Source organism: Paracoccus pantotrophus (assembly GCF_008824185.1).
GTDB lineage: Bacteria > Pseudomonadota > Alphaproteobacteria > Rhodobacterales > Rhodobacteraceae > Paracoccus > Paracoccus pantotrophus.
This window is the reverse complement of the sequence record NZ_CP044426.1, coordinates 882654-905162: the sequence shown is the minus strand read 5'-3', so window position 1 is coordinate 905162 and position 22509 is coordinate 882654. Positions and strand designations below refer to the sequence as shown.

Below are 22509 nucleotides of genomic sequence, written 5' to 3'. Positions count from 1 at the left end.
AAGACCCCGCCGGCGGCGGGGTCTGTCTTTCCTGTCGCGGCTGGCACGCCCGCGGTCAGGCGTTCGCCTCGCGGATCTTGTTGGCGGCATCCTTGTCATAGGTGACGCCGGCCTTGTCGAACAACTGGTCCAGTTCGCCCGACAACGTCATCTCGGTGACGATGTCGCAGCCGCCCACGAACTCGCCCTTGACGTAAAGCTGCGGGATGGTGGGCCAGTCCGAGAAATCCTTGATGCCCTGGCGGATCGCCTCGTCGGCCAGTACGTTCACGTCGCGATACTGGACGTTCATATAGTTCAGAACCCCGGCCACGCGGCTTGAAAAGCCGCATTGGGGCATCTCCTTGGTGCCTTTCATGAACAGGACGACATCGTCTGCGTCGATCGTCTCCTGGATTTGCTGGCGTGCATCGGTCATTTCGTCCGGTCCTTGCTGAAGCGCCGCCTGGCTGCGACTACTTGCGGTTGCTCTTAATCGGGTGCCTTGGTGGTCAGCGCAAGGGCATGCAGCGCGCCGTTGGGGCCGTCCATATGGCCCTGCAGCGCCGCATAGACGGCACGTTGCTGCTGAACGCGGTTCTGGCCGCGGAAGCTTTCGTCGATCACCTCGGCGGCATAGTGGTTTCCATCCCCGGCAAGGTCGGTGATCGTGATCTTGGCATGCGGAAATGCAGCGCGGATCAGGGCTTCTATATCCTGGGCTTCCATCGCCATGGCGGATCCTTTCTTTGTTCTGCAAGATGTAGGGGAAGCCCGCGCGACCCGCAAGATCGCCCGGCCCGCGCAATCGCTTCGCCCCCGCAAGGCGGGGCAGAACCACCCGCCGTCTTGCGGGTCGCGGATCCGTCTCGGCCGCGGGCGGGCGCCGCCGCCCGCAGCCCCCGTGCGGCGGCGCGAGATGAAGAACGGGCCGGCCGGCCCGGCCCAGGTGCCTTGCGGTTGCCCGGCGCCTATTGCACCAGGAACTTGCGATGCTGGGCGTGACGCACGGCCAGCTTGCGCCCCATTCGGCCCGAGGCCAGGATACGCGCCCCTGGCGGCACATCATCCTCGGGCCGGTCGCGCAGTTCGGGGAAAAGCGCAAAGATCTCGGCCTGGGCCTGGCGGCCGACGGATTTCAGCGCCTCGGGCCCGGTATAGAGCGATTCGGTCTCGGCCCCCTCGGACAGCACGATCTCGTGCTGGTCGAACAGGAAGTGGAAATATTCGACCGCCGGCATGTCGTCGGCGATGTCGATGCCGTTGATCTGCAAAAGCTGCTTGGCGGCGACCAGGACCTCGGGCGTGCCGAACATCTTCAGCGCGATCTTCGAGCGCACCAGGATCCGGTGCTGGGGCGAGACGATCAGGTCGCGCAGGGGCAGCCCCTTGCCAAGCGCGCCGGCGGCAATGCGGATCGGGCGCAGGTTCGGGCTGGTGTCCAGCGTCTTGCTGCACAGCACGCGCGAGCCGATCCAGCGCACCGGCTGCAAGCCGTTGTCGCGGGTCACGACCAGCATGCCGGGCGCCAGTTCCTCGACCGGCAGCGGCCCTTGTCCGGTTTCGATCAGCGTCCCGCGGGCAAAACAGGGAAAGCAATGCCGATCGGTGAAGATGCCGTTGTAATCCAGGTCATAATTGCTCGACCCGTCGGGAAACGAGACCGAGGTGATGGGGCGGGTGGTCAATGCCTCGACCTCCTGCAGCGACGCGCCCCTGGGCGGCGGCATCAGGAAGGTATTGCCGGCGGTGTCCTGCATGATGCGGACTGGCAGGATCAGCGTCTCGTGGCTGCCGTCGGGATTGGCGAAGGTGACGGCGGTGTTCCTGACGACGAAGGTCGAATCGACCTTGTGGCTGGCGATGGTGCCGTCGCCATCGGCGTCGTGGCGGATGGGCTCGGCAAGAAAGCCGGAGGGGCTGTCGGTATGGATGATACCGTCCCGGTCGATGTCCAGGGCACTGACCTCGACCAGCTGGCGCGACAGCGGAGCCGCCTGCGAGCCGAAGCTGGCGCCGCCCAATATGGCGCTGGCCTTGCCTGCGCCGGGAACGAGTTCCCAGGGATCCATATCGGGCAGTTTTCCCAGGAAGATCATCTTTTCGCAGTCGGGTCCGGCTGGACCGCAGTGATTTTCGAGACCGGCATAATTGAAAGACATTTTAACACTCACCATCAGATACGAGCCCTTGCGGGGGACCGCGTAATCGTTTGCCCTGCGTGACCGATTCAGGCAGACAGAGCCATTCACCGAAAATGGCGGTTCCAGCACCAAGGCCGGACGAATCCGTCAGGAGCCGCGACGCGCAGTATCGGGCCAACAGGGCGCCGACCGGTTTTGTCTAAAAGATATAAGCATCTTGACAAGCGAAAAAACTGAACTGTTCTGTTAAAAATTAAGCGATTCTATCTGGTTAAGCCGTCTTGCGGCCGATGGCGCGCCCGGGGCGGGTTGCCGGACGCATGGTCCTGCATCTGCCCGGTTGAACCCTCGCGGGATGGCCCCGGGATCGCGGCAAGGAAGCCGTGGGCGGCGGCGCGGGCAGGGCGGGTCATGCCCTGTGCCATCCTGTTTCTCTCAGCCTGCGCCCTCGCCGCGACCGTCATCTATTGGTTGCCAGTCCTGGCCGTAGCGGAGCATCGCCAATACAGACCTGCGCGAAGGGGTCGATCGGTCGCTCTGCTTCATCGTCAGCACCACGTTTTGCCCGCCATTTATAGATGAGGGGTCGCGCAACCCGACCTTCCTGCTCGACCTGCTGAACAGTCAGCTCGCCCGCATTCAGTTTGTTGATGACGAACTTCTTGAAACTGGACGGCCAGATGCGCCGTCCCGTCGAGCTGATGGGGATCGTAAAGCCGGATGGCTGGAAGGGGGGGGTGTCTTTGGTCATGCTGTCCTTCGGGTTCGAGACAGCATTACACCGGCACAGGCTGGCGTTCAGAGCCTGCGAGCGGGGTCAGGTGCAACGCTTACAGGGAATCGGGGGGCCGGCACCGCGCAGGCCGCGTCCGCGATCAGGGTCGGCACGCCATGCGCACGCCGTGCGACGCGGCAGCAGGCCGAGTTTGCAGAGCAAACGGAAGCCCGGCGATGCTGCAGTCGATGAAGCGTCGCCGCCCTGGCGCGGCACCTTGACCGAAACCCGCTCGAACCGGCAGCCTCTCCATATCGCTGCCGGGGCGCTGTTACGGTGGCGGCTTGGCGGCGGTTTTCACCCGGGCGTTGAAGCGGGCGATCTCGCGCGGCTCGGCGCTCTGCCCGGTATAGATCTCGACATAGGTCGGGATGCGCGCGAGCCGGGTTTCCAGCTCCTCCTGCACCCGCATCGAGATATAGCCGATCTGCGTCAGATAGATGGTGCGCGCCCGCACGTCGGCCTCCTGCTCGCCATGCCCCCAGCGCACCAGCATCTCGCGCAGCGCCGAAAGCCGCGTCTCGTCCGCAGCCGCGACGCGCACGGCCACCGTGTCGTCCTGCAAGGCCCAGCTGCGCACCGCGAATTCCAGCTTGCTGTCGAAGACCCCCGACAGAAAGCAGGCCAGCACGTTCAGCATCGCCTCCGCCCGGCTCTCGGCATATTCTTGCGCCGCCTTGACCAGGGGATCGGTCGTCCGCTCCTCCCAGCCGTCGATCAGCGCGGTCAGCAGCGCCTCGCGATCCTCGAAGAACCAGTAGAAGCTGGTGCGCGACAGGTTCAGATGCCGGGCCAGGGGCTGGATCTTCACCGCGTCGATGCCGCCGTCGATCAGCGCCTGGTAGCCGGCCTCCAGCCAGCCCTCACGCGACCCACGCCATCCGGTTTCAGCGGTTGCTGCACGATTTCTCATGCCCTTGCAGTAGCCCGGTATTCGATTCGCCGCAAGAAAAAATGTCCTGTCATGATCCCGTTGTGTGCATGATTGATTTTTTAATTGACACATATGAACATTACCCCGATCCTGAACGGCGACTCCCCACCCCGCACAGGCAGAGCCGATGTCGAACGATCCCCTTCTGCAGCCCTATCAGCTGAAGCACCTGGTGCTGCGCAACCGCATCATGATCACCAGCCACGAGCCGGCCTATCCCGAGGACGGCATGCCCAAGGACCGCTACCGCGCCTATCATGTCGAGCGCGCCAAGGCCGGGGTGGCGCTGACCATGACCGCCGGCTCGGCCTCGGTCTCGCGCGACAGCCCGCCGGTGTTCAACAATATCCTGGCCTGGAAGGACGAGGTGGTCGGCTGGATGAAGAAGCTGACCGACGAATGCCACGACCACGGCTGCGCGGTGATGATCCAGCTCACCCATCTGGGCCGGCGCACCCGCTGGGACAAGGCCGACTGGCTGCCCGTCGTCTCGCCCAGCTTTGAGCGCGAGGCGGCGCATCGCTCGTTCCCGAAGAAGATGGAGGACTGGGACATCGAGCGCATCATCGGCGACTATGTCGATGCGGCCGAGCGCATGAAGGCCGCGGGGCTCGACGGGCTTGAGATACAGGCCTACGGCCATCTGATGGACCAGTTCTGGTCGCCGCTGACCAACGACCTCGATGGCCCCTATGGCGGCAGCCTCGACAACCGGCTGCGCTTCACCTTCGACGTGCTGCGCGGCATCCGCGCACGCTGCGGCGAGGATTTCATCCTGGGCGTGCGCTATACCGGCGACGAGGACCTGCCGGGCGGGCTGACCGCCGAGGACGGGCTGGCGATCTCGCAAAAGCTCAAGGACAGCGGGCTGGTCGACTTCCTGAACGTGGTCAAGGGCCATATCGACACCGATGCCGGGCTGACCGACGTGATCCCGGTGCAGGGCATGCGCAACGCCCCGCATCTGGACTTCGCCGGGCAGATCCGCAAGGCCACCGGCTTCCCGACCTTCCACGCCGCCAAGATCCCCGACGTGCCGACCGCCCGCCACGCCATCGCCGCGGGGCTTCTCGACATGGTCGGCATGACGCGGGCGCATATGGCCGACCCGCATCTGGTCCGCAAGGTGACCCTAGGCCGCGAGGACGACATCCGCCCCTGCGTCGGCGCCAATTACTGTCTCGACCGCATCTACCAGGGCGGCATGGCCTTCTGCCTGCACAATGCCGCCACCGGGCGCGAGCAGACCATGCCGCACACCATCCCGCCCGCCCCGGCGAAGAAGCGCATCACCGTGGTCGGCGCCGGTCCCGCCGGCATGGAGGCCGCCCGCGTCGCGGCCGAGCGCGGCCATGCCGTCACCGTCTTCGAGGCCGCCGACCAGCCCGGCGGCCAGATCCGCCTGACCGCGCTGGACGAGCGCCGCCGCGAGATGATCTCGATCATCGCCTGGCGCATGGCGCAATGCGAGAAGCATGGCGTGAAGTTCCGCTTCAACACCTTCGCCGATGCGGCCGAGGTGCTGGCCACCGAGCCCGACGAGGTGATCGTCGCCACCGGCGGGCTGCCGCATGTCGAGGTGCTGGAGCAGGGCAACGAGCTGGTCTCATCCGCCTGGGACATCCTGTCGGGCGACGTGAAGCCGGGCCAGAACGTGCTGATCTTCGACGATGCCGGCGACCATGCGGCGCTGCAGGCCGCCGACCTGATCTCGGCCAGCGGCGCCGCGGTCGAGATCGTGACCCCGGACCGCAGCTTCTCGCCCGAGGTGATGGCGATGAACCTGGTGCCCTATATGCGCAACCTGCAAAAGCGCGACACCACCTTCACCGTCACCTGGCGGCTCCGCTCGGTGACGCGCGAGGGCAACCGGCTGCGCGCGCGCCTGGGCAGCGATTACGGCGCCTTCACCCGCGAGCGCATCGTCGACCAGGTGGTGGTCAACCACGGCACCCGGCCGCTGGACGAGCTCTATTTCGAGTTGAAGCCGCTCTCCTCGAACCTGGGCGAGGTCGATTACGAGGCGCTGACCACCGGCGGGTTGCAGGAGGTGCGCAAGAACCCCGGGGGCCGCTTCCGCCTCTACCGCATCGGCGATGCCGTCGCCGCCCGCAACACCCATGCCGCGATCTACGACGCGCTGCGGCTGCTCAAGGATCTGTGAGGCACCAGGGGAGCGGGGAGGCACGCCGACGCCATGCTGCATCCGGGAGGTGAACCGAAATGCCGAGACACCAGGCTTGGCAAGGCTTTCTCGATGTCGCCTTGCCCGCCATGCGGGCACGCGCCCGTGACGGCAATTCGCCGGCCTCGCTTCAGGGCATTTCCGAGGCAATCCTCTCGGTTGGGGACCAAGGGGCGGCACCGGCCGGCCTGCCGGTGGTCGAGGCTTGGCTCGACACAGCCCTGGCCGTCCCATGGAACACCAGGACTTGCCGATCTTTTGCAGGCGGTGCAGCGGCTGGCGCCGCTCATGTGCTGGCGCAGGCGGACCGGCGATGCCGCCGCCAGCGCGAATGTGCCGAAAGCCATGCCAATGCCATGCTGCTCGGCCCCGCCGGCATCCAGGAGCGCCGCGACCCCAGGGCCTGGACCGGGTTATTTTCCGCGATCCTCCAGCCATTTCCGCATCATGGCGATTTCGGCCTCCTGGGCCTTGATGACCTCCTCGGCCAGCTTGCGCACCTCGGGGTCCGAGCCGTGCTCAAGCACCACCCTGGCCATGTCGATGGCACCCTGGTGATGCGGGATCATGCCGCGCATGAAATCGACATCGGCATCGCCGGTATGCTCGATCATCATATCGGCATGCATCCTGTCCATCGCCGCGACATAGGCCTGGGTCGAGGGGCTGTCGGCATGGCCCGCGTCCATGTGATGGCCGTGCCCGTCGCCATCGCCGCTTTGCGCAAGGGCAAACCCGGCCGAGATCGCGACCGCGCCGGCAAAAAGGATCGGTGTCAGCCTGTTCATCCGAACCTCCTCGGGATCGAGGGGCGCGCGGGGCTCGTCCGGAGAACGGCCAAGCCGGCCGGGCACGCGCAGGCGCCGCGGGGAATGTCGGGGATGTGGAGCTTCACGGGAAAACCCTCCTCAGTTGGATACGGGTCGAAAGAATAGGGCTTCTTGCCCCAGAAAGGTCAAGGGCCCGGCTGGGGCGGGCCGGGCTGTCACCTTTCGGTCAGACTGGCCGGTTATGGAACGCCGGGCAGCCCCGGCTTCTTGCGGGGCCGCGCCATCAGCCAGGAGCGTCCCATGACCGAGCAACACCCTTCCCGCCATGTCTTCCGCACCAGCCAGCTGGAGGAGGCCGACGGACCGGGCCACAACCCGACCGACAACCGCACCATGGGCGAGATCATCGCCGCCCGCTTCTCGCGCCGCGGCTTCCTCAAGGGATCCATGGCCGCGACCGCCATCTCGGCCACCGTCAGCCCCTTCGCCCTGCTGGCCGCCGACGAGGCCAGGGCGCAAGGCGCGCCGGAAGGTTCGGCCTTCGATTTCCCCGAGGTAACGGCCGGCGTCGATGCCGACCATCACGTCGCCCAGGGCTATGACGCCGACATCCTGCTGCGCTGGGGCGACAAGGTCTTTGCCGATGCGCCGGACTTCGACCCGCTGAACCAGTCCGAAGCCGCGCAGGAACGCCAGTTCGGCTATAACAACGATTTCGTGGGCTTCATCCCGCTGAACGGCGCCGATGACCGCGGCCTGCTGGTGGTCAATCACGAATATACCAACGAACACCTGATGTTCCCCGGCATCGTCACCGTCGAGAACGGCAAGATCGCCGTCGCCGAGGCGACCGAGGCGCGCGTGGACATCGAGATGGCCGCCCATGGCGGCACGGTGATCGAGATCCGCAAGGTGGACGGCAAATGGCAGCCGGTGCTGGACGGGGCGCTGAACCGCCGCATCACCGCCAAGACGCCGATGGAGATCCGCGGCCCGGCCGCCGGGCATGCGCGCATGCAGACTGCGGCGGATCCGACCGGCACGAATGTGCTGGGCACGATCAACAACTGCGCTGGCGGCGTCACGCCCTGGGGCACCTACATCATGGCCGAGGAGAACATCCACGGCTATTTCACCGGCGCGCTGCCCAAAGGCCACCCCGAGGCCGAGAACTACAAGCGCATGGGCATCCCCGAGGACAGCTATGCCTGGGGCAAGTTCCACGACCGCTTCGACATCGGCAAGGAACCGAACGAGCCCAACCGCTTCGGCTGGATCGTCGAGGTCGATGTCATGGACCCGAACTCGACCCCGAAGAAGCGCACTGCGCTTGGCCGCTTCAAGCATGAGGGGGCGGCGAGCGCGCTGGCCAAGGACGGGCGCGTCGTCTTCTATCTGGGCGACGACGAGCGTTTCGATTATGTCTACAAGTTCGTGACCGCCGGCCGCTATGATCCCGAGGACCGGGCCGCGAACCTGGACCTGCTGGACGAAGGCACGCTTTACGTCGCGCGCTTCGACGAGGATGGCAGCTTCGTCTGGCTGCCGCTGGTGCACGGGCAGGGGCCGCTGACTGCCGAGAACGGCTTCGAGAGCCAGGCCGACGTGCTGATCGAGACCCGCCGCGCCGCCGACCTGCTGGGTGCGACGCCGATGGACCGGCCCGAGGATATCGAGCCCAATGCCGAGACCGGCCGGGCCTATGTCATGCTGACCAACAACACCAAGCGCGAAGAGGCGAATGCCGCCAACCCGCGCGTGGACAATGCCTTCGGCCATATCATCGAGATTCTCGAGGACGGGGGCGATCTGGCGGCGACCAAGGGCAGCTGGGAGATCCTGCTGCAATGCGGCGATCCCTCCATCGCCGAGGTGGGCGCGACCTTCTCGACCGCAACCACGGCGAATGGCTGGTTCGGCATGCCCGACAATTGCGCCATCGACAGCGACGGGCGGCTCTGGGTCTCGACCGACGGCAATTCGCCTTCGGATACCGGGCGCACGGATGGTCTTTGGGCGGTGGATGTCGAGGGCGCGGCGCGCGGCACCTCGCGGCTGTTCTATCGCGTGCCCGTGGGGGCCGAGATGTGCGGCCCCTGTCCGACGCCGGACCTGACCACCTTCTTCGTGGCGGTGCAGCATCCGGGCGACGGCGGCGAGGATTGGGAGGGCCACGGCCGGCCGTCCTATTACGAGGACCTGTCGACCCGCTGGCCGGATTTCCGCGACGACATGCCGGTGCGCCCGGCGGTGGTGGCGATCACGAAACAGGGCGGCGGCCGGATCGGCTGAAGGGCCGCGGGCAGGCTTGGGGCAGGGGGCGGGAAACCGCCCCCTTTTTCCGCAATCCGCGTCGCGGTCAATGCGTCAGGCCGCTGCCGCCGGTCACGGCGATGGTGTAGGGCGCGCCTCCGACCGGCACGGTGCCGCGTTCCGTCAGATCCTCGGCCGAGAGGCGGCGGACAAGGCCGGCATTCGGATCGGTCACAAGGATTTCCCCCCCGGCCATGGCGATGCGTGGGCGCGGGTCGTTCCAATGCCCGTCCATCGAATAGGGCTCGGTCACCTTGGCGCCGGCGGCGATCTCGGCCTTCAGCAGGTCGATGCGGCGCAGGCTGCCATCCTCGGTCAGCACGTAGCCGGTCGAGGGCTTGGCGGGGTCCAGCGCGAAATCCACCCTGCGGAAGGGCAGCTTGATGTAGCGGTAATGCGGCTCGTCCACCGGGTCGATGACCACCAGCCCGTCGGGGCCGTAATTGCCCAGGAACACCTGGATGCCGGTCGAGCCCAGCAGCGTGCCGGTGGTCACGCCCTGCGGCAGCTCGGCGGGATAGGGCAGCAGCCTGTATTCCGGCCCGCTCGCCCCGGCCCTGACGGTCAGCACGCCCTCCTTGCAGCCGGCGGCCAGATAGGCGCCCGAGAAGGCCTCGCCATGGATCGCGGTGCAGGTGGCCAGCTCGCCCGCCGACCTGCCCTCGGCATCGAAGGCTTGCAGGCCGAGGCGCGGCACCGAGGCGTCGCCCTCGACCTTCTCGTCCGAGGCGACGGTGGAGAGCCAGTTGCCCCCCAAGGGCGCGACGAAGCCGTGATGGGCGCGGGCCTGCGGGAACTTGACCGGCTCGACCTTGCCCTCGGCCAGCGCGGCCCCGTCGAGGATCTCGGCATAGCCGCCATTGTCGTAGTTCAGCACCACCTTGCCGTCGTGATCGACCAGGTGGAAGGGCCGCGGGCCGGTCAGGCTGGCGTCGATGGCCGCGGGATCGACAACCTCGATGTCGCGGTGGTCGCCGTGGTCATGGAGCGAGATGCCGCTCTGGATGAACTGCACCGTATCGGCATCGGACTGCACCGCGGCGACCACCGCGCCGCCCGCCACGGAATACAGCTTGGCCTGGCCGGTGGTCGGGAAGGTCCAGCGATGGTCGGGTGCGGACAGGTCGAACGCCGTGACCTGGCCCTTTTCATGGTCGCCGACGAAGACACGGTAAAGCGTCACATCCTCGTGGTCGTGATCGTGGTCCTGCGCGGCGGCCGCGCCGGCCAGGATCAGCAGCAGCGCGCTGGCGCCCGCGAGATGTCTGAACATGGTTTCTCCTTCATGGGGTTCGGGATGAATCGGCGGCTCGCAGCGGCTGGCCGGCCGTGCAGGGGCTCATTTCCTGGCAATTCCTGGTATCGCGGGATGACGGATTCGAATTTTCGTGATGTTATTACATTACCAAACCGGGGAGGCAAGGCATGTCGTTCACGGTTTCCCTTGCCGCGCCGGAAATCCGACAAGGGGCGAGGGCCAAGCAGGGGTGAAAGCCGCGACGCATCGGCAAGGGGCGTCCGAACGCCGGTTTTGTGATTTGCCTCGGCCGATCCCCGCGGCATAAGGCATGCCTCATGCGCTGCCTCCGGCCTGTCCTGCTGTCCCTGCTGTCGATCCTTGCCCTTGCAAGGGCCGAGGCGCATCCGCATGTCTTCATCGACACTGGGCTGACCTTCCGCTTCGACGGCGAGGGCAGGCTGGGCGCCGTCAGCGTGGTCTGGGCCTTCGACGACTTCTCCTCGATGCTGATGGTCGAGGATATGGAAATGGACCAGGACGGCGACGGCGTGCTGACGGATGACGAGATCGCCCGCCTGACCGCCATGTTCAGCGACTGGCCCGAGGATTTCGCCGGCGATCTCTACCTGACCCGCGACGGCAATCCTGTCGCGCTGTCGGGACCGCAGGAGGTCGCGGTGCGCTATCAGCAGGGCAGGATCGTCGTGACCCATATCCGCGCGCTCCTGGACCGGATCCGGCCCGAGGATGGGCGGATCGAACTGCAGGTCTATGACCCGACCTATTACACCTTCTACGATCTGGTCGGGGCGCTTGAAATCAGCGGCCGGGACGACTGCCGCGTCGAGATCGAAAAGGCCGATATCGCCGCCGCGCAGCGCAAATATGGCGACGAACTGGCCAAGCTGACCAATGACGAGATCATGGACCAGGGCAAATACCCCGATGTGGGCGGCGATTTCGCCGACGACATGAGGCTGGAATGCGCAAGGCCGTCCTGATCGCCCTGCTTGCGCTGGCCGTGGCCGCCGGCCTGGTTCTCTGGACCGGGCTGGATGATCGCGTCGCCCGCATGGCGGTGGGCTGGCAGCGCGACTATCAGAATGCGCTGGCGCGGGCCTTGCGGGCCTTGCGGGGCGGTGAAACCGGCGCGGTCACGGCATTCCTGGGCATTTGCTTTGCCTATGGTTTCCTGCACGCGCTGGGGCCGGGGCACGGCAAGGCGCTGATCGGCGCCTATGGCCTTGCCACCGACGTGCCGATGAGGCGCATGGTCAGCCTGGCCGCGATCACCAGCCTTGCGCAGGCGACGGTGGCGGTGGCCGTGGTCTATGCGGGCGTCTGGATCTTCGGCGGCGCGCGCGATCGCGTCGAGGGCGCCTCGGCCAGCCTCGAGCCGTTCTCGGCAGCGGCCATCGCGGCGCTGGGTATCATCCTGTGCTGGCGGGGGTTTCGCAGGCTGGCCGCCGGCCGGCACCGGCACGGCCATGCGCATTCCGAAACATGCGGCTGCGGCCATGCCCATGTCCCGGATGCCCAGGACGTCCTGGCAGCCCGTTCCTGGCGCGAAGCGGCCGCACTGGTCGCCGGGGTGGCCCTGCGTCCCTGCACCGGGGCGCTGTTCCTGCTGATCCTGACCTGGCGCTTCGACCTGGACGTAATCGGGATCGCCGGCGCCTATGTCATGGGGATCGGCACCATGATGGTGACGGGGCTTGCCGCGGTCGCCGCGGTCGCCCTGCGCCGCGGGGTGCATGTCTCGCTTCCGGCCCTTGGCCGCGCCTCGGTCATCGCCAGCCTGGTCGAGATCGCCTTCGGTGGCCTCGTGGCGATCTTCGCCATCGCAACGGCGTTCCGCCTGGTCCAGGCGCCGTTCTGAACCGCACCGAATACCGCACCGCATGAACCCACCGTGCCAGGCAGGCTTGCGCCCGCCTTGCCCTGGCAAAAGGCAGCGCGGCTGTTCGGCGGGCGGTGGAGGGGGCAAGAACAGGGGCATTGCAGAACCCGGCGATCCCGGCTATATAAGTAATGTAATAACATTACATATAGGAATACCATGCCAGCCAGCACCCGCGCCAAAGATCGCCGCCTGCCCGTCACCGTCCTGTCCGGTTTTCTGGGCGCGGGCAAGACGACGCTGCTGAACCATGTCCTGAACAACCGCGAGGGCCGGCGCGTCGCGGTGATCGTCAACGACATGTCCGAGGTGAACATCGACGCCGATCTGGTGCGCGACGGGGCAGAACTGTCGCGATCCGAGGAAAAGCTGGTCGAAATGACCAATGGCTGCATCTGCTGCACCTTGCGCGACGACCTGCTGGTCGAGGTCCGCCGGCTGGCCGAGGAGGGGCGCTTCGACTATCTCCTGATCGAATCGACCGGCATCGCCGAGCCCTTGCCGGTGGCGGCGACCTTCGATTTCCGCGATCCGAACGGCGCCAGCCTGTCGGACGTCGCCCGGCTCGACACCATGGTCACGGTGGTGGATGCGGTCAACCTGACCAGGGATTTCTCCAGCCACGACTTCATCGCCGACCGCGGCGAGAGCCTGGGCGACCAGGATGACCGCACGCTGGTCGATCTGCTGACCGACCAGATGGAATTCGCCGATGTGGTGGTGCTGAACAAGGTCAGCGCGGCGGGGCCGGTCCGGCTGGACCAGGCCCGCAAGATCGTCCGCGCCCTGAACCCCGACGCCCGGCTGGTCGAGACCGATTTCGGCCGCGTCGCGCCGGGGGCGATCTTCGATACCGGGCTTTTCGACTTCGACAGGGCGCATATGCATCCGATGTGGGCCAAGGAGCTTTACGGCTTCGACGCGCATGTGCCCGAGACCGAGGAATACGGCGTCTCGTCCTTCGTCTATCGCGCCCGGCAGCCCTTCCATCCGAAGAAGGTCCATGACTTGCTGAATGGCGACCTGCCCGGCGTGATCCGCGCCAAGGGGCATTTCTGGATCGCCTCGCGCCCCGGCTGGGCGGTCGAGTTCAGCCTTGCCGGGGCGATGTCCAGCGTGACGCCGCTGGGGGGCTGGTGGGCTTCGGTGCCGCGGGATCGCTGGCCCACCCACCCGGATTCCCTCCAAGACATCGGGAAGGTCTGGCAGGAACCCTGGGGCGACCGCCGGCAGGAACTGGTCTTCATCGGCTCGGGCATGGACCCTGCGGCAATCACCAAGGCTCTGGACGACGCCCTGGTCGAGGCTCGGGACTTCACGCCCGAAGCCTGGGCCGGGCTGCCCGATCCTTTCCCGCAATGGGGCCAGCGCCGCGTCGCCTGAGCAGGGCGCCGACCGCAAGGGCAGGGGTAGGGGCGCAGAATGCCCCCCGCCGCAAACGGGGCGACACAGCCAGGAGGGAAAACCCGGACGCATGGCAAAGACCGATACCGCAATCCCGCAAATGCCGCACCCCGGCGCCGCCAAGGCGCGGGGGATCCTCGAATCCTCCAGCGGGCTCGTACTGGAACAGATAACCCGGCCGGGGGTCGGGGCGGCGATCTGGCGGCGAAATCGCTCGCCCGGCTTTGCCGAATGGATCGAGAGCATTCCCCCCGGACAGTTGCCCGCGTTGCGTGCCGTGGCCGATTTCCGGACGATCGAGCGCGGCGTCCACGCCGCCTGCGACCTGTCCGGCCTGCCCGCCGGGACGATGCGCGACCTGCTGGCCAGCGACATCGGGGCGCTGGCGCTGATGCTTGCCCGGATCATGCGCAACCCGCTGATGCATATCCGCTTCGAGGCGGTGACGACGGATGCCTGCCGCCGGTTCCATGTCGATCAGTTGCCCGCGCGGCTGCTTTGCACCTATCGGGGGCCGGAAACGCAATTCGGGCTGGAGGATGAAAACGGCCGGATCGTGCGGGCCGGCGCGATGCGCAGCGGCGAAGTCGCGGTCCTGCGCGGCGCCTCGTGGCCGGGCATGGAGGTCACGGGGCTGTTGCACCGTTCCCCGCCCATCGCCGGAACCGGCAAGGTGCGGCTGTTCCTGGCGCTTGACCCCATGGTGGAGCCGGCCGAGGCCCGGAGGCTCCATTGATGCGCGGCAACCTCGCCACCTCGCTGCGCCGCCGCCGCAGGCGCTGCCCGATCGCGCAATACGACCGGCTGCCCCCGGAATTGCGCCGCTGGCTTGCGCAGGCGGCGCTGCCTTGGAGCCCGGTTTCCGCCTTGCGCCTGTGGCACAAGCTTCTGGACGAAACCGCGGGCAATATCGAAGCCGCGCGCCAGCGCCTCGACCTGATCGAGGCGCGGATGCTGATGCGGGACGCGCCGCGGATATGGGGCGTCCCGCCAACCGTGCCGCCGAGGCAGCCTTCGCCGGCCGGGTGACGCATTCCGGCGCCGCAGGCCGCGGGCCTCTGCTTCCGGTCCGGGGCTGCTCCTCACGGCCTCAGGGCGGTAGCGGATCATGCAACATTCTGGAAAGACGAGGCTTGTGGCCTTGCGGGCATGGCGCGCCTTCCGCTTGCGGCGCCGCTCCGGCAGAAAGCGGCCCAGTTCCTGGAACTGGCCTTCAGATGAACAGACATAGCGGTAGATTGTCTCGCGGCACATCCGCTCGCAGTGGCCTTCATGGCGCAGCCGACCGGCGATTTGCTCGGGCGGCCATCCCGCGCGCAGCCGGTCGATCACCGGCAGCCGCAGCGCATCATGCCGGACCAGCTTGCGCTGCTGACAGCTGACAGCGCCGAGACGCCGCGAGTTGCTGCGCGTTCATATGCCACTAGCCATTGGCGATCGGCACATCGGGATCGTGCCAGAAATTGCGCCGGATCGCGCGATGAATGGTCGAACGGTGCCGGCCGAGCTGCGCGGCAATCTGCGCAACGCTGAGCTTGCGTTGCAGCATGGCCGCGATGATGCGGCGCTCATCGAAGCTGAGATGCGAGGCCAAAAGGGGTTCTCCGTGAATTGCAACTGCCTGAAAACCATGGCTTGTCGCGATTTAGAATAGAATCCACCCCTAGGGTCGAATTTCTTCGATAATTATGATTATGTAAACAAAAACTCCGCCTGAAGAATGCGCATCCCAAGACGAAGCGCATGGAACGACCGGGCGGATCGGGTCAAGGAAACCGCGCCCGGCCAAGGTTTTCAGATCATGTTCAAGGCTTGCTTGTAGATCTCCAGCACAGCCTCTTCCTCGGCGACCTGATCCTTGTCCTTCTTTCTTAGCGAAATGATGGCCCTGAGCGCCTTGGTGTCGTAGCCGCGCCCCTTGCTCTCGGCATAGACTTCCTTGATCTGCTCGGAGATATCCTTCTTTTCCTGCTCGAGATGCTCGATCCGTTCCACGAACTGACGCAGTTCGTCCGCAGTCACCTGATACGAATCCATTTGCTGCTCCATTTGCTGCTGCGGGCCCGTGATGCGCACGGCGCAAGGCCGGCGGCACCCCATCCCGCGTGTTTTCCGCCGCGGGTCTAGGCGGTCTTGCGGCCGGGCGCAATCGCCGCTAGGCCGTCGCTGGCAGACGGAGGCGGAACATGACGATCTGGGACGGGCTGATCTGGGGCGGAACCGGGTTGACGGTGATCGGGCTGGTCGCGCTGGCATGGTGCATCGTCACCGCGGCGCGCGCCAAGGCACGGATCGCCGATGACGAGCAGATGCGCGCCGCCATGCGCAAGGTCGTCGCGGTGAACATGGCGGCGCTCGCGGCCTCGGTCCTGGGGCTGATGCTGGTTGTCCTTGGCATCATGCTGGGCGGCTGACATGCGGGCGCTGGTCCAGCGCGTCGCCGAGGCAGAGGTCACGGTCGAGGGCCGCAGCATCGGCCGCATCGGGCCCGGCCTTCTGGTCTTGGTCTGCGCCATGCGCGGCGACCCCGAGGACGCGGCCGCGAAACTGGCCGCGCGCATCGCCAAGCTGCGCATCTTCCGCGACGAGGCCGGTAAGATGAACCGATCGGTTCAGGACATCGGCGGCGCGGTGCTGGTGGTCAGCCAGTTCACGCTCGCCGCCGACACAAGCACCGGCAACCGGCCCGGATTCTCCACCGCCGAGGCGCCCGAGCGCGGCGAGGCGCTGTATCTGCGCTTTGCCGAGGCGCTGCGCGCGCTCGGCCTCCCGGTCGAGACCGGCTCCTTCGGCGCCGACATGCAGGTGTCGCTGGTCAATGACGGCCCGGTGACGATCTGGATGGATTCCGCAGACCGCGCTTGACTTTCGCCGCCCGAACCCTCATTTGCGACAAGTTGCCGCCCGCTGCCGCGTGAGCAGCCGGCGCCCTTGCGCCAAGGTCGGCACCGATTTTCAGTTTCCCATTCACGCGGGGAGGCTGCGGGCATCACCGTATCCACGCCCGCCCCTCGCAACCTGCCGTGCGATCCGCACGGCCCCAGCCATGCGCGCCGATACGCGGGCGACCTGGCCGAAAGACGACATGACCAACGAGACCACCCGCCCGAACCGTTCGGGCAATCCCCGCGCCCAGCAAGGCGGCAAGCCGCGCTTCCGCAACGACAAGCCCAACACCAACCACCGCCGTCACCGCGCCGAGCCGGAAGAGAAATTCATCCGCCGCGCCATTCCGGATATCGACACCGCCTTCACCCGCATGGGGATCGATGCGCGCGTGGCGATCAACCTGCCGGGCCTGGGCATCGAGACCCCCTCGCCCATCCAGGAAAAATCCATCCCCGGCATCGTCGCCGGCCGCGACCTCCTGGGCCTGGCCCAGACCGGCACCGGCAAGACGGCGGCCTTCGGCCTGCCGATGCTGACCCGGCTGCTGAACATCGGCCGCAAGCCCGAGCCCCGGACCTGCCGGGCGCTGATCCTGGCGCCGACCCGCGAACTGGCGACCCAGATCGCCGAGAACATCGACAATTATGCCATCGGCACGCCGATCCGGCAGTTCCGCGTCGTCGGCGGCGCCTCGATCAACGTGCAGGTCCAGCGGCTGGAACGCGGCGTCGACGTGCTGATCGCGACGCCGGGCCGGCTGATCGACCTGATCGAGCGCGGCGCCATCGACCTGTCGCAGACCAAGTATCTGGTGCTGGACGAGGCCGACCAGATGCTGGACATCGGCTTCATCCACGCGCTGCGCCGCATCGCCAAGATGCTGCCGCGCGAGCGCCAGACGCTGCTGTTCTCGGCCACCATGCCGAAGCTGATGGAGGAGCTGGCCGACAGCTACCTGAACGATCCGCTGCGCGTGGCGGTGAACCCGCCCGGCCAGGCGGCAGCCAAGATCGACCAGGGCGTGCATTTCGTCAACCAGGGCGACAAGGCGACGCTGCTGGCGGAATACCTGTCCAAACATGTGGACGAGCTGGCCATCGTCTTCGGCCGCACCAAGCACGGCTCGGAAAAGCTGTCGAAGCTTTTGGAGAAATGGGGCTACAAGGTCGCCGCGATCCACGGCAACAAGAGCCAGGGCCAGCGCGAGCGTGCCCTGGCCAGCTTCCGCGCCGGCGACACCAAGGTTCTGGTCGCGACCGACGTGGCGGCGCGCGGCCTCGACATTCCCGAGGTGGCGCATGTCTATAACTACGACCTGCCCAACGTGCCGGAAAACTACGTCCACCGCATCGGCCGCACCGCCCGCGCCGGGCGCGACGGCCGCGCCATCGCCTTCTGCGCGCCCGCCGAGATCGGCGAGCTGCGCGCCATCGAGAAGGCGATGAAGGCCAAGATCGCCGTGGTCGGCGGCGAGGAGCCCTTCGAGGCGGCCAAGATCCGCGAACGCGGCGGCCCCGCGGGCCGCCCGGCGCAAGGCGCGGCGCGCAAGCGCCCGGCCCGGCGCCCCTCGCGCGCGCCGAAAACGGCGCAGCGGGCCTGATCCCGCCGCGATACGCGCAAACGTGAGCCGCCGCCCCGTCGCGGCGGCTTGCGACCCCCCGGCCCTCGCGGCTATGTGCCGGCATGGCCAAGCTTTATTTTCACTATTCCACGATGAATGCCGGCAAGAGCACGCTCTTGCTGCAGGCGTCCTACAATTACCGCGAACGCGGCATGGCGACGCTGCTTCTGACCGCGGCGCTGGACGACCGCGCCGGCCCCGGCCGGATCGCCAGCCGCATCGGCATCGCCGAATCCGCGCTGGGTTTCACCCCCGAAGCCGATCTTTTCGCCCTGATCCAGGCCCGGGGCCGCGGCGCCGCCTGCATCTTCGTCGACGAGGCGCAGTTCCTGACCGAGGAGCAGGTCTGGCAGCTGGCCCGCGTCGCCGACGACCTTGGCCAGCCGGTGATGTGCTACGGGCTGCGGGTCGATTTCCGCGGCCGGCTGTTTCCCGGATCGGCGGCGCTGCTGGCCGTGGCCGACGACCTGCGCGAGGTGCGCACCATCTGCCATTGCGGGCGCAAGGCCACCATGGTCATACGCCAGGACGAAGGCGGCCGCGTGCTGCACCAGGGCGCGCAGGTGCAGATCGGCGGCAATGAAACCTATGTCTCGCTCTGCCGGCGCCATTGGCGCGAAGCGATGGGAGAAATCCGATGAAAGCCAGCAATACCGCCCGCGCCTATGGCTGGGTCGCCCGCATGTTCCACTGGACGGTCGCGGTGCTGATCCTGGCCGCCATCGCCATCGGGCTTTACGCGGACAACCTGCCCGATGGCGGGGAAACGCAGCTGCAGGCGATCTTCACCGCCTATTCCGTGCACAAGACCGTGGGCATGGCGGCGTTGGCCCTCGCCGCGCTGCGCCTGCTGTGGACCCTGACCCAGCCGAAGCCGCGCCCGCTGCATCCCGAGCGGCGGCTGGAAAGCTTCGGCGCCGAGGTCGTGCATTGGGCGCTGTGGATCGGCATGGTCGTCATGCCGCTGTCGGGCTGGCTTCTGCATTCCGCGGCGCCGGGCGGCTTTGCCCGCATCCTCTGGCCCTTCGGCCAGCGCCTGCCCTTCGTTCCCGAGGACGCGGCGCTGTCCGGGCGTTTCGCGGCCTTCCACGAATTCGGCTGGTGGCTGCTGGCCGGGCTGATCCTGCTGCATGTCGCGGGGGCGCTGAAGCACGCGATCATCGACCGCGACGGCACCATGCGCCGCATGGCCGGCAATCCCGAGCACGCGCCCGAGCCCCCGGCCGCGCAGCCCGGCCTCCTGCCGCATGTCCTGGCCGCCCTGGCGGGGCTGGTGGTCTGGGTGGGGGTCGCCTTCATCCCGGCCGACACCCCGGAGGCGCAGGAGATGCCCGCCACCGCATCCGCCCCTGCGGCCGCGGCCGGATCGGGCTGGGCGGTCGAACAGGGCGCGCTGGAGATCGAGGTCATGCAGGCCGGCAATGCGGTCACGGGGCAGTTCGGGCAATGGCAGGCCGATATCGCCTATGACCCGGAGACCCAGACCGGGCGGGTGACGGTGGATGTCGACATCGCCTCGCTGACGCTGGGCGCCATCAGCGACGCGGCCAAGGGCCCGGATTTCCTGAACGCCGCCGCCCATCCCGCCGCGCGTTTCGAGGCCGAGATCCTGCCGCCCCCGGCCGAGGGCCAGCCGCATGCCGCGCAGGGCCGGCTGACCATCGCCGGCCAGACGGTCGAGGCCGATTTGCCCTTCGCGCTGACGCTTCAGGGTGACGTGGCGCAGGCCAAGGGGCAGATGCGCGTCGATCGCCGCGATTTCGGCATCGGCGCGGGCTATGCCGATGAAAGCACCGTGGGATTCGGCGTCGAGATCGGTTTCGAGCTGACCGCGAAGCGGCAATAGGAGAAAGGGCCGCCTCGATGGGCGGCCCTTTCCTTTGGGTATTTGGGGAACGAAGAGGCCGGGGCTCAGCCGACCAGTTCGAGGCCCGAGAAGAAGAAGGCGATTTCTTCCTTGGCGGTTTCCGGCGCGTCCGAGCCATGGACCGAGTTCTCGCCGACCGAGAGAGCGAACTCCTTGCGGATGGTGCCCTCGTCGGCATTGGCCGGGTTGGTGGCGCCCATCACTTCGCGGTTCTTGGCGATGGCGTTCTCGCCTTCCAGCACCTGCACCACGACCGGGCCCGAGGCCATGAACTCGACCAGTTCGCCGTAGAAGGGGCGATCCTTGTGGACGATGTAGAACTGGCCGGCCTGGGCGGGCGACAGGTGGATGCGCTTCTGCGCGATGATGCGCAGGCCGGCATCCTCGAACTTGGCGTTGATCTTGCCGGTCAGGTTGCGCTTGGTGGCGTCGGGTTTGATGATCGAGAGCGTGCGTTCGATGGCCATGTCGGTCGTCCTTTTCCTTGTTCCGGTTCCTTGTTCCGGCCGCAGGTGGCCCGGAAATCCGCGCCCCGTTAGCATGGGCGACGGCGCTTGAAAAGCCGGCGCGGCCCCCTCCTTCGCGCGGGCCGTCGATGACGGCATTGACGGGGCGCGCCGCTTGCGCCATGCGGTGGCGCATGCTGCGCATCGACGACATATCCTATTCCATCGCCGGACGGCCGCTGTTCGAGCATGCCTCGGCCACCATCCCGGACGGGCACAAGGTCGGCCTGGTCGGCCCGAACGGCGCCGGCAAGACCACGCTGTTCCGGCTGATCCGGGGCGAGCTGGGCCTTGACGGCGGCGCCATCAGCCTGCCGCCCCGCGCCCGCATCGGCGGCGTCGCGCAGGAGGCGCCCGGCACCGCGACCAGCGTGCTGGAGACGGTGCTGGCGGCCGATACCGAGCGCGCCGCGCTGCTGGCCGAATCCGCGAGCGCCACCGACGCCCATCGCATCGCCGAGATCCAGACCCGGCTGGCCGATATCGACGCCTGGTCGGCCGAGGCGCGGGCCGCGACCATCCTGCGCGGCCTGGGCTTTTCGACCGAGGACCAGGCGCGGCCGACCGCCGATTATTCCGGCGGCTGGCGCATGCGCGTGGCGCTGGCAGGCGTGCTGTTTTCGCAGCCCGACCTCTTGCTGCTGGACGAGCCCACCAACTACCTGGACCTGGAAGGCGCGCTGTGGCTGGAAAGCTATCTGCAGCGCTATCCCCATACCGTCATCGTCATCAGCCATGACCGCGACCTTTTGAACCGCGCCGTCGGCCATATCCTGCATCTCGAAGATCGCAAGCTGGTGCTCTATTCCGGCGGCTACGACACCTTCGCGCGGACCCGGGCCGAGAAGCGCGCCCTGCAAGCCGCCGAGGCGAAAAAGCAGGATGCCCGCCGCGCGCATCTGCAAAGCTTCGTGGATCGTTTCCGCGCCAAGGCCACCAAGGCCCGCCAGGCCCAGGCCCGCATCAAGATGCTGGAGAAGATGGAGCCGATCACCGCCCCGGAAGAGGCGAAGTTCCACCGCTTCGGCTTTCCGCAGCCCGACCAGCTGTCGCCGCCCATCGTCTCGCTGGACGGGGTTTCGGTCGGCTATGACGGGCGGGCGGTGCTGCGCCGGCTGGCGTTGCGCATCGACCAGGACGACCGCATCGCGCTCTTGGGCCGCAACGGCCAGGGCAAGTCCACGCTTTCGAAGCTGCTGGCCGGGCGGCTGGAGCCGATGGAGGGGCGGATCGCGCGCTCGGGCAAGCTGCGCATCGGCTATTTCGCCCAGCACCAGGTCGATGAGCTGGAGCTGGGCGAGACGCCCATCGCCCATGTCCGCCGGCTGCGCCCGGACGAGCCGCCGGCAAAGCTGCGCGCCCGGCTGGCCGGATTCGGGCTGATGGAGGCGCAGGCCGAGACCCGGGTCAGCCAGCTTTCCGGGGGGCAGAAGGCGCGGCTGTCCTTACTGCTCGCCACCATCGACGCGCCGCATCTGCTGATCCTGGACGAGCCGACCAACCACCTGGACATCGAATCCCGCGAGGCGCTGACCGAGGCGCTGAACGACTATACCGGCGCCGTGGTGCTGGTCAGCCACGACATGCACCTGCTGAATCTGGTGGCCGACCGGCTGTGGCTGGTGGACCAGGGCGGCGTCTCGCCTTGGCAGGGCGACCTGGACGATTATCGCCGCATGCTGCTGGCCGGCGAGGAAAAGCCCGAGCCGAAAGCCGAGGCGAAACCGGCGCCGAAACGCCCCGCGCGCGAAAAGATCCTGGAGTTGCGCGCCGAGGCCAGGCGCGCCGAGGAGCGGGTCGGCAAGCTGACCGCCATGCTGGAAAAGCTGGACGCCATCCTGGCCGATCCGGCAACCTATGACGACGCGCAAAAGGCCGAAGCCTGGGGCCGCAAGCATGCCGAGGCCAGCGAGGCGATGCAGCGCGCCGAAGGGCTGTGGATGGAGGCGCTGGAACGGCTGGAGGAAGCCGAGCGGGCCTGA

At 67.4% G+C, this 22509-nt stretch carries 23 protein-coding genes; 13 read left to right on the top strand and 10 right to left on the bottom strand.

The window, feature by feature from the left end:
- Positions 1 to 55 precede the first annotated feature (55 nt).
- The 5 genes from grxD to ESD82_RS14885 form a co-directional block, all read right to left on the bottom strand.
- Positions 56 to 418 carry a Grx4 family monothiol glutaredoxin gene (gene grxD, locus ESD82_RS14905; protein WP_024844565.1) on the bottom strand — a complete coding sequence of 121 codons (363 nt, stop codon included), beginning with the start codon at positions 416 to 418 and terminating at the stop codon, positions 56 to 58.
- A 53-nt stretch (positions 419 to 471) separates the two neighbouring features.
- On the bottom strand, positions 472 to 714 hold the full coding sequence (locus ESD82_RS14900) for a BolA/IbaG family iron-sulfur metabolism protein (RefSeq protein ID WP_024844566.1): 243 nt from the start codon (positions 712 to 714) through the stop codon (positions 472 to 474).
- A 236-nt stretch (positions 715 to 950) separates the two neighbouring features.
- The gene (locus ESD82_RS14895) at positions 951 to 2078 is read right to left on the bottom strand and encodes a Hint domain-containing protein (protein WP_244314587.1); all 1128 of its coding nucleotides are present in this window, start codon (positions 2076 to 2078) and stop codon (positions 951 to 953) included.
- A 505-nt stretch (positions 2079 to 2583) separates the two neighbouring features.
- Entirely contained in the window at positions 2584 to 2874 is a 291-nt protein-coding gene (locus ESD82_RS14890; RefSeq protein ID WP_147277971.1) for a hypothetical protein, read from the bottom strand.
- A gap of 295 nt (positions 2875 to 3169) precedes the next feature.
- Complete coding sequence (locus ESD82_RS14885) at positions 3170 to 3811, bottom strand: TetR/AcrR family transcriptional regulator (protein WP_024844568.1); 642 nt, start codon at positions 3809 to 3811, stop codon at positions 3170 to 3172.
- Positions 3812 to 3959: 148 nt separating this feature from the next.
- Between ESD82_RS14885 and hpbA the strand changes: the two genes are divergently transcribed.
- Entirely contained in the window at positions 3960 to 5996 is a 2037-nt protein-coding gene (gene hpbA / locus ESD82_RS14880) for an N-methyl-L-proline N-demethylase HpbA (RefSeq protein WP_024844569.1), read from the top strand.
- 434 nt (positions 5997 to 6430) lie between these two features.
- On the opposite strand, the gene copM is transcribed toward hpbA, so the two are convergent.
- The gene (gene copM, locus ESD82_RS14875) at positions 6431 to 6805 is read right to left on the bottom strand and encodes a CopM family metallochaperone (RefSeq protein WP_024845392.1); all 375 of its coding nucleotides are present in this window, start codon (positions 6803 to 6805) and stop codon (positions 6431 to 6433) included.
- A 282-nt stretch (positions 6806 to 7087) separates the two neighbouring features.
- On the opposite strand from copM, the gene ESD82_RS14870 reads away from it, so the two are divergent.
- Positions 7088 to 9079: a PhoX family protein gene (locus ESD82_RS14870; RefSeq protein ID WP_147428007.1), complete on the top strand. Its 1992-nt coding sequence runs from the start codon at positions 7088 to 7090 to the stop codon at positions 9077 to 9079.
- A gap of 67 nt (positions 9080 to 9146) precedes the next feature.
- On the opposite strand, the gene ESD82_RS14865 is transcribed toward ESD82_RS14870, so the two are convergent.
- Positions 9147 to 10373 (bottom strand): metallochaperone AztD, encoded by a 1227-nt coding sequence (locus tag ESD82_RS14865; RefSeq protein WP_147428008.1) that lies wholly within the window; start codon positions 10371 to 10373, stop codon positions 9147 to 9149.
- A gap of 302 nt (positions 10374 to 10675) precedes the next feature.
- Here ESD82_RS14865 and ESD82_RS14860 point away from each other — a divergent pair, with 302 nt between their 5' ends.
- The 5 genes from ESD82_RS14860 (at position 10676) to ESD82_RS14840 (ending at position 14673) form a co-directional block, all read left to right on the top strand.
- Positions 10676 to 11341 (top strand): DUF1007 family protein, encoded by a 666-nt coding sequence (locus ESD82_RS14860; protein ID WP_147428009.1) that lies wholly within the window; start codon positions 10676 to 10678, stop codon positions 11339 to 11341.
- Positions 11323 to 12219, top strand: a complete 897-nt coding sequence (locus ESD82_RS14855; RefSeq protein ID WP_147428010.1) for a nickel/cobalt transporter — start codon at positions 11323 to 11325, stop codon at positions 12217 to 12219. Before ESD82_RS14860 ends, ESD82_RS14855 begins: the two co-directional genes overlap by 19 nt.
- Positions 12220 to 12399: 180 nt before the next feature.
- Positions 12400 to 13623, top strand: coding sequence for a GTP-binding protein (locus ESD82_RS14850; RefSeq protein WP_147428011.1), 1224 nt, complete (start codon positions 12400 to 12402; stop codon positions 13621 to 13623).
- Between the two features lie 91 nt (positions 13624 to 13714).
- The gene (locus ESD82_RS14845; protein ID WP_147428012.1) at positions 13715 to 14380 is read left to right on the top strand and encodes a DUF1826 domain-containing protein; all 666 of its coding nucleotides are present in this window, start codon (positions 13715 to 13717) and stop codon (positions 14378 to 14380) included.
- Entirely contained in the window at positions 14380 to 14673 is a 294-nt protein-coding gene (locus tag ESD82_RS14840; RefSeq protein ID WP_024845399.1) for a DUF6525 family protein, read from the top strand. The genes ESD82_RS14845 and ESD82_RS14840 overlap by 1 nt, the downstream gene beginning before the upstream one ends.
- A 394-nt stretch (positions 14674 to 15067) precedes the next feature.
- On the opposite strand, the gene ESD82_RS14835 is transcribed toward ESD82_RS14840, so the two are convergent.
- Both ESD82_RS14835 and ESD82_RS14830 read right to left on the bottom strand, forming a co-directional pair.
- Positions 15068 to 15238, bottom strand: a complete 171-nt coding sequence (locus ESD82_RS14835; RefSeq protein WP_081750566.1) for a helix-turn-helix domain-containing protein — start codon at positions 15236 to 15238, stop codon at positions 15068 to 15070.
- Positions 15239 to 15438: 200 nt separating this feature from the next.
- Entirely contained in the window at positions 15439 to 15681 is a 243-nt protein-coding gene (locus tag ESD82_RS14830; RefSeq protein ID WP_028710656.1) for a DUF2312 domain-containing protein, read from the bottom strand.
- A 149-nt stretch (positions 15682 to 15830) separates the two neighbouring features.
- On the opposite strand from ESD82_RS14830, the gene ESD82_RS14825 reads away from it, so the two are divergent.
- From ESD82_RS14825 to ESD82_RS14805, 5 genes are all read left to right on the top strand, one after another.
- The gene (locus tag ESD82_RS14825) at positions 15831 to 16058 is read left to right on the top strand and encodes a hypothetical protein (RefSeq protein ID WP_024845401.1); all 228 of its coding nucleotides are present in this window, start codon (positions 15831 to 15833) and stop codon (positions 16056 to 16058) included.
- A 1-nt stretch (position 16059) separates the two neighbouring features.
- Positions 16060 to 16509, top strand: coding sequence for a D-aminoacyl-tRNA deacylase (dtd, locus tag ESD82_RS14820; RefSeq protein ID WP_024845402.1), 450 nt, complete (start codon positions 16060 to 16062; stop codon positions 16507 to 16509).
- A 181-nt stretch (positions 16510 to 16690) separates the two neighbouring features.
- Positions 16691 to 18133, top strand: coding sequence for a DEAD/DEAH box helicase (locus ESD82_RS14815; protein WP_028710657.1), 1443 nt, complete (start codon positions 16691 to 16693; stop codon positions 18131 to 18133).
- An 83-nt stretch (positions 18134 to 18216) separates the two neighbouring features.
- Positions 18217 to 18795: a thymidine kinase gene (locus ESD82_RS14810; RefSeq protein WP_024845404.1), complete on the top strand. Its 579-nt coding sequence runs from the start codon at positions 18217 to 18219 to the stop codon at positions 18793 to 18795.
- Positions 18792 to 20000 (top strand): cytochrome b/b6 domain-containing protein, encoded by a 1209-nt coding sequence (locus ESD82_RS14805; RefSeq protein ID WP_147428013.1) that lies wholly within the window; start codon positions 18792 to 18794, stop codon positions 19998 to 20000. Before ESD82_RS14810 ends, ESD82_RS14805 begins: the two co-directional genes overlap by 4 nt.
- A gap of 65 nt (positions 20001 to 20065) precedes the next feature.
- On the opposite strand, the gene ndk is transcribed toward ESD82_RS14805, so the two are convergent.
- Entirely contained in the window at positions 20066 to 20488 is a 423-nt protein-coding gene (gene ndk, locus ESD82_RS14800; protein WP_024845406.1) for a nucleoside-diphosphate kinase, read from the bottom strand.
- A 173-nt stretch (positions 20489 to 20661) separates the two neighbouring features.
- Here ndk and ESD82_RS14795 point away from each other — a divergent pair, with 173 nt between their 5' ends.
- Positions 20662 to 22509, top strand: a complete 1848-nt coding sequence (locus ESD82_RS14795; RefSeq protein ID WP_024845407.1) for an ABC-F family ATP-binding cassette domain-containing protein — start codon at positions 20662 to 20664, stop codon at positions 22507 to 22509.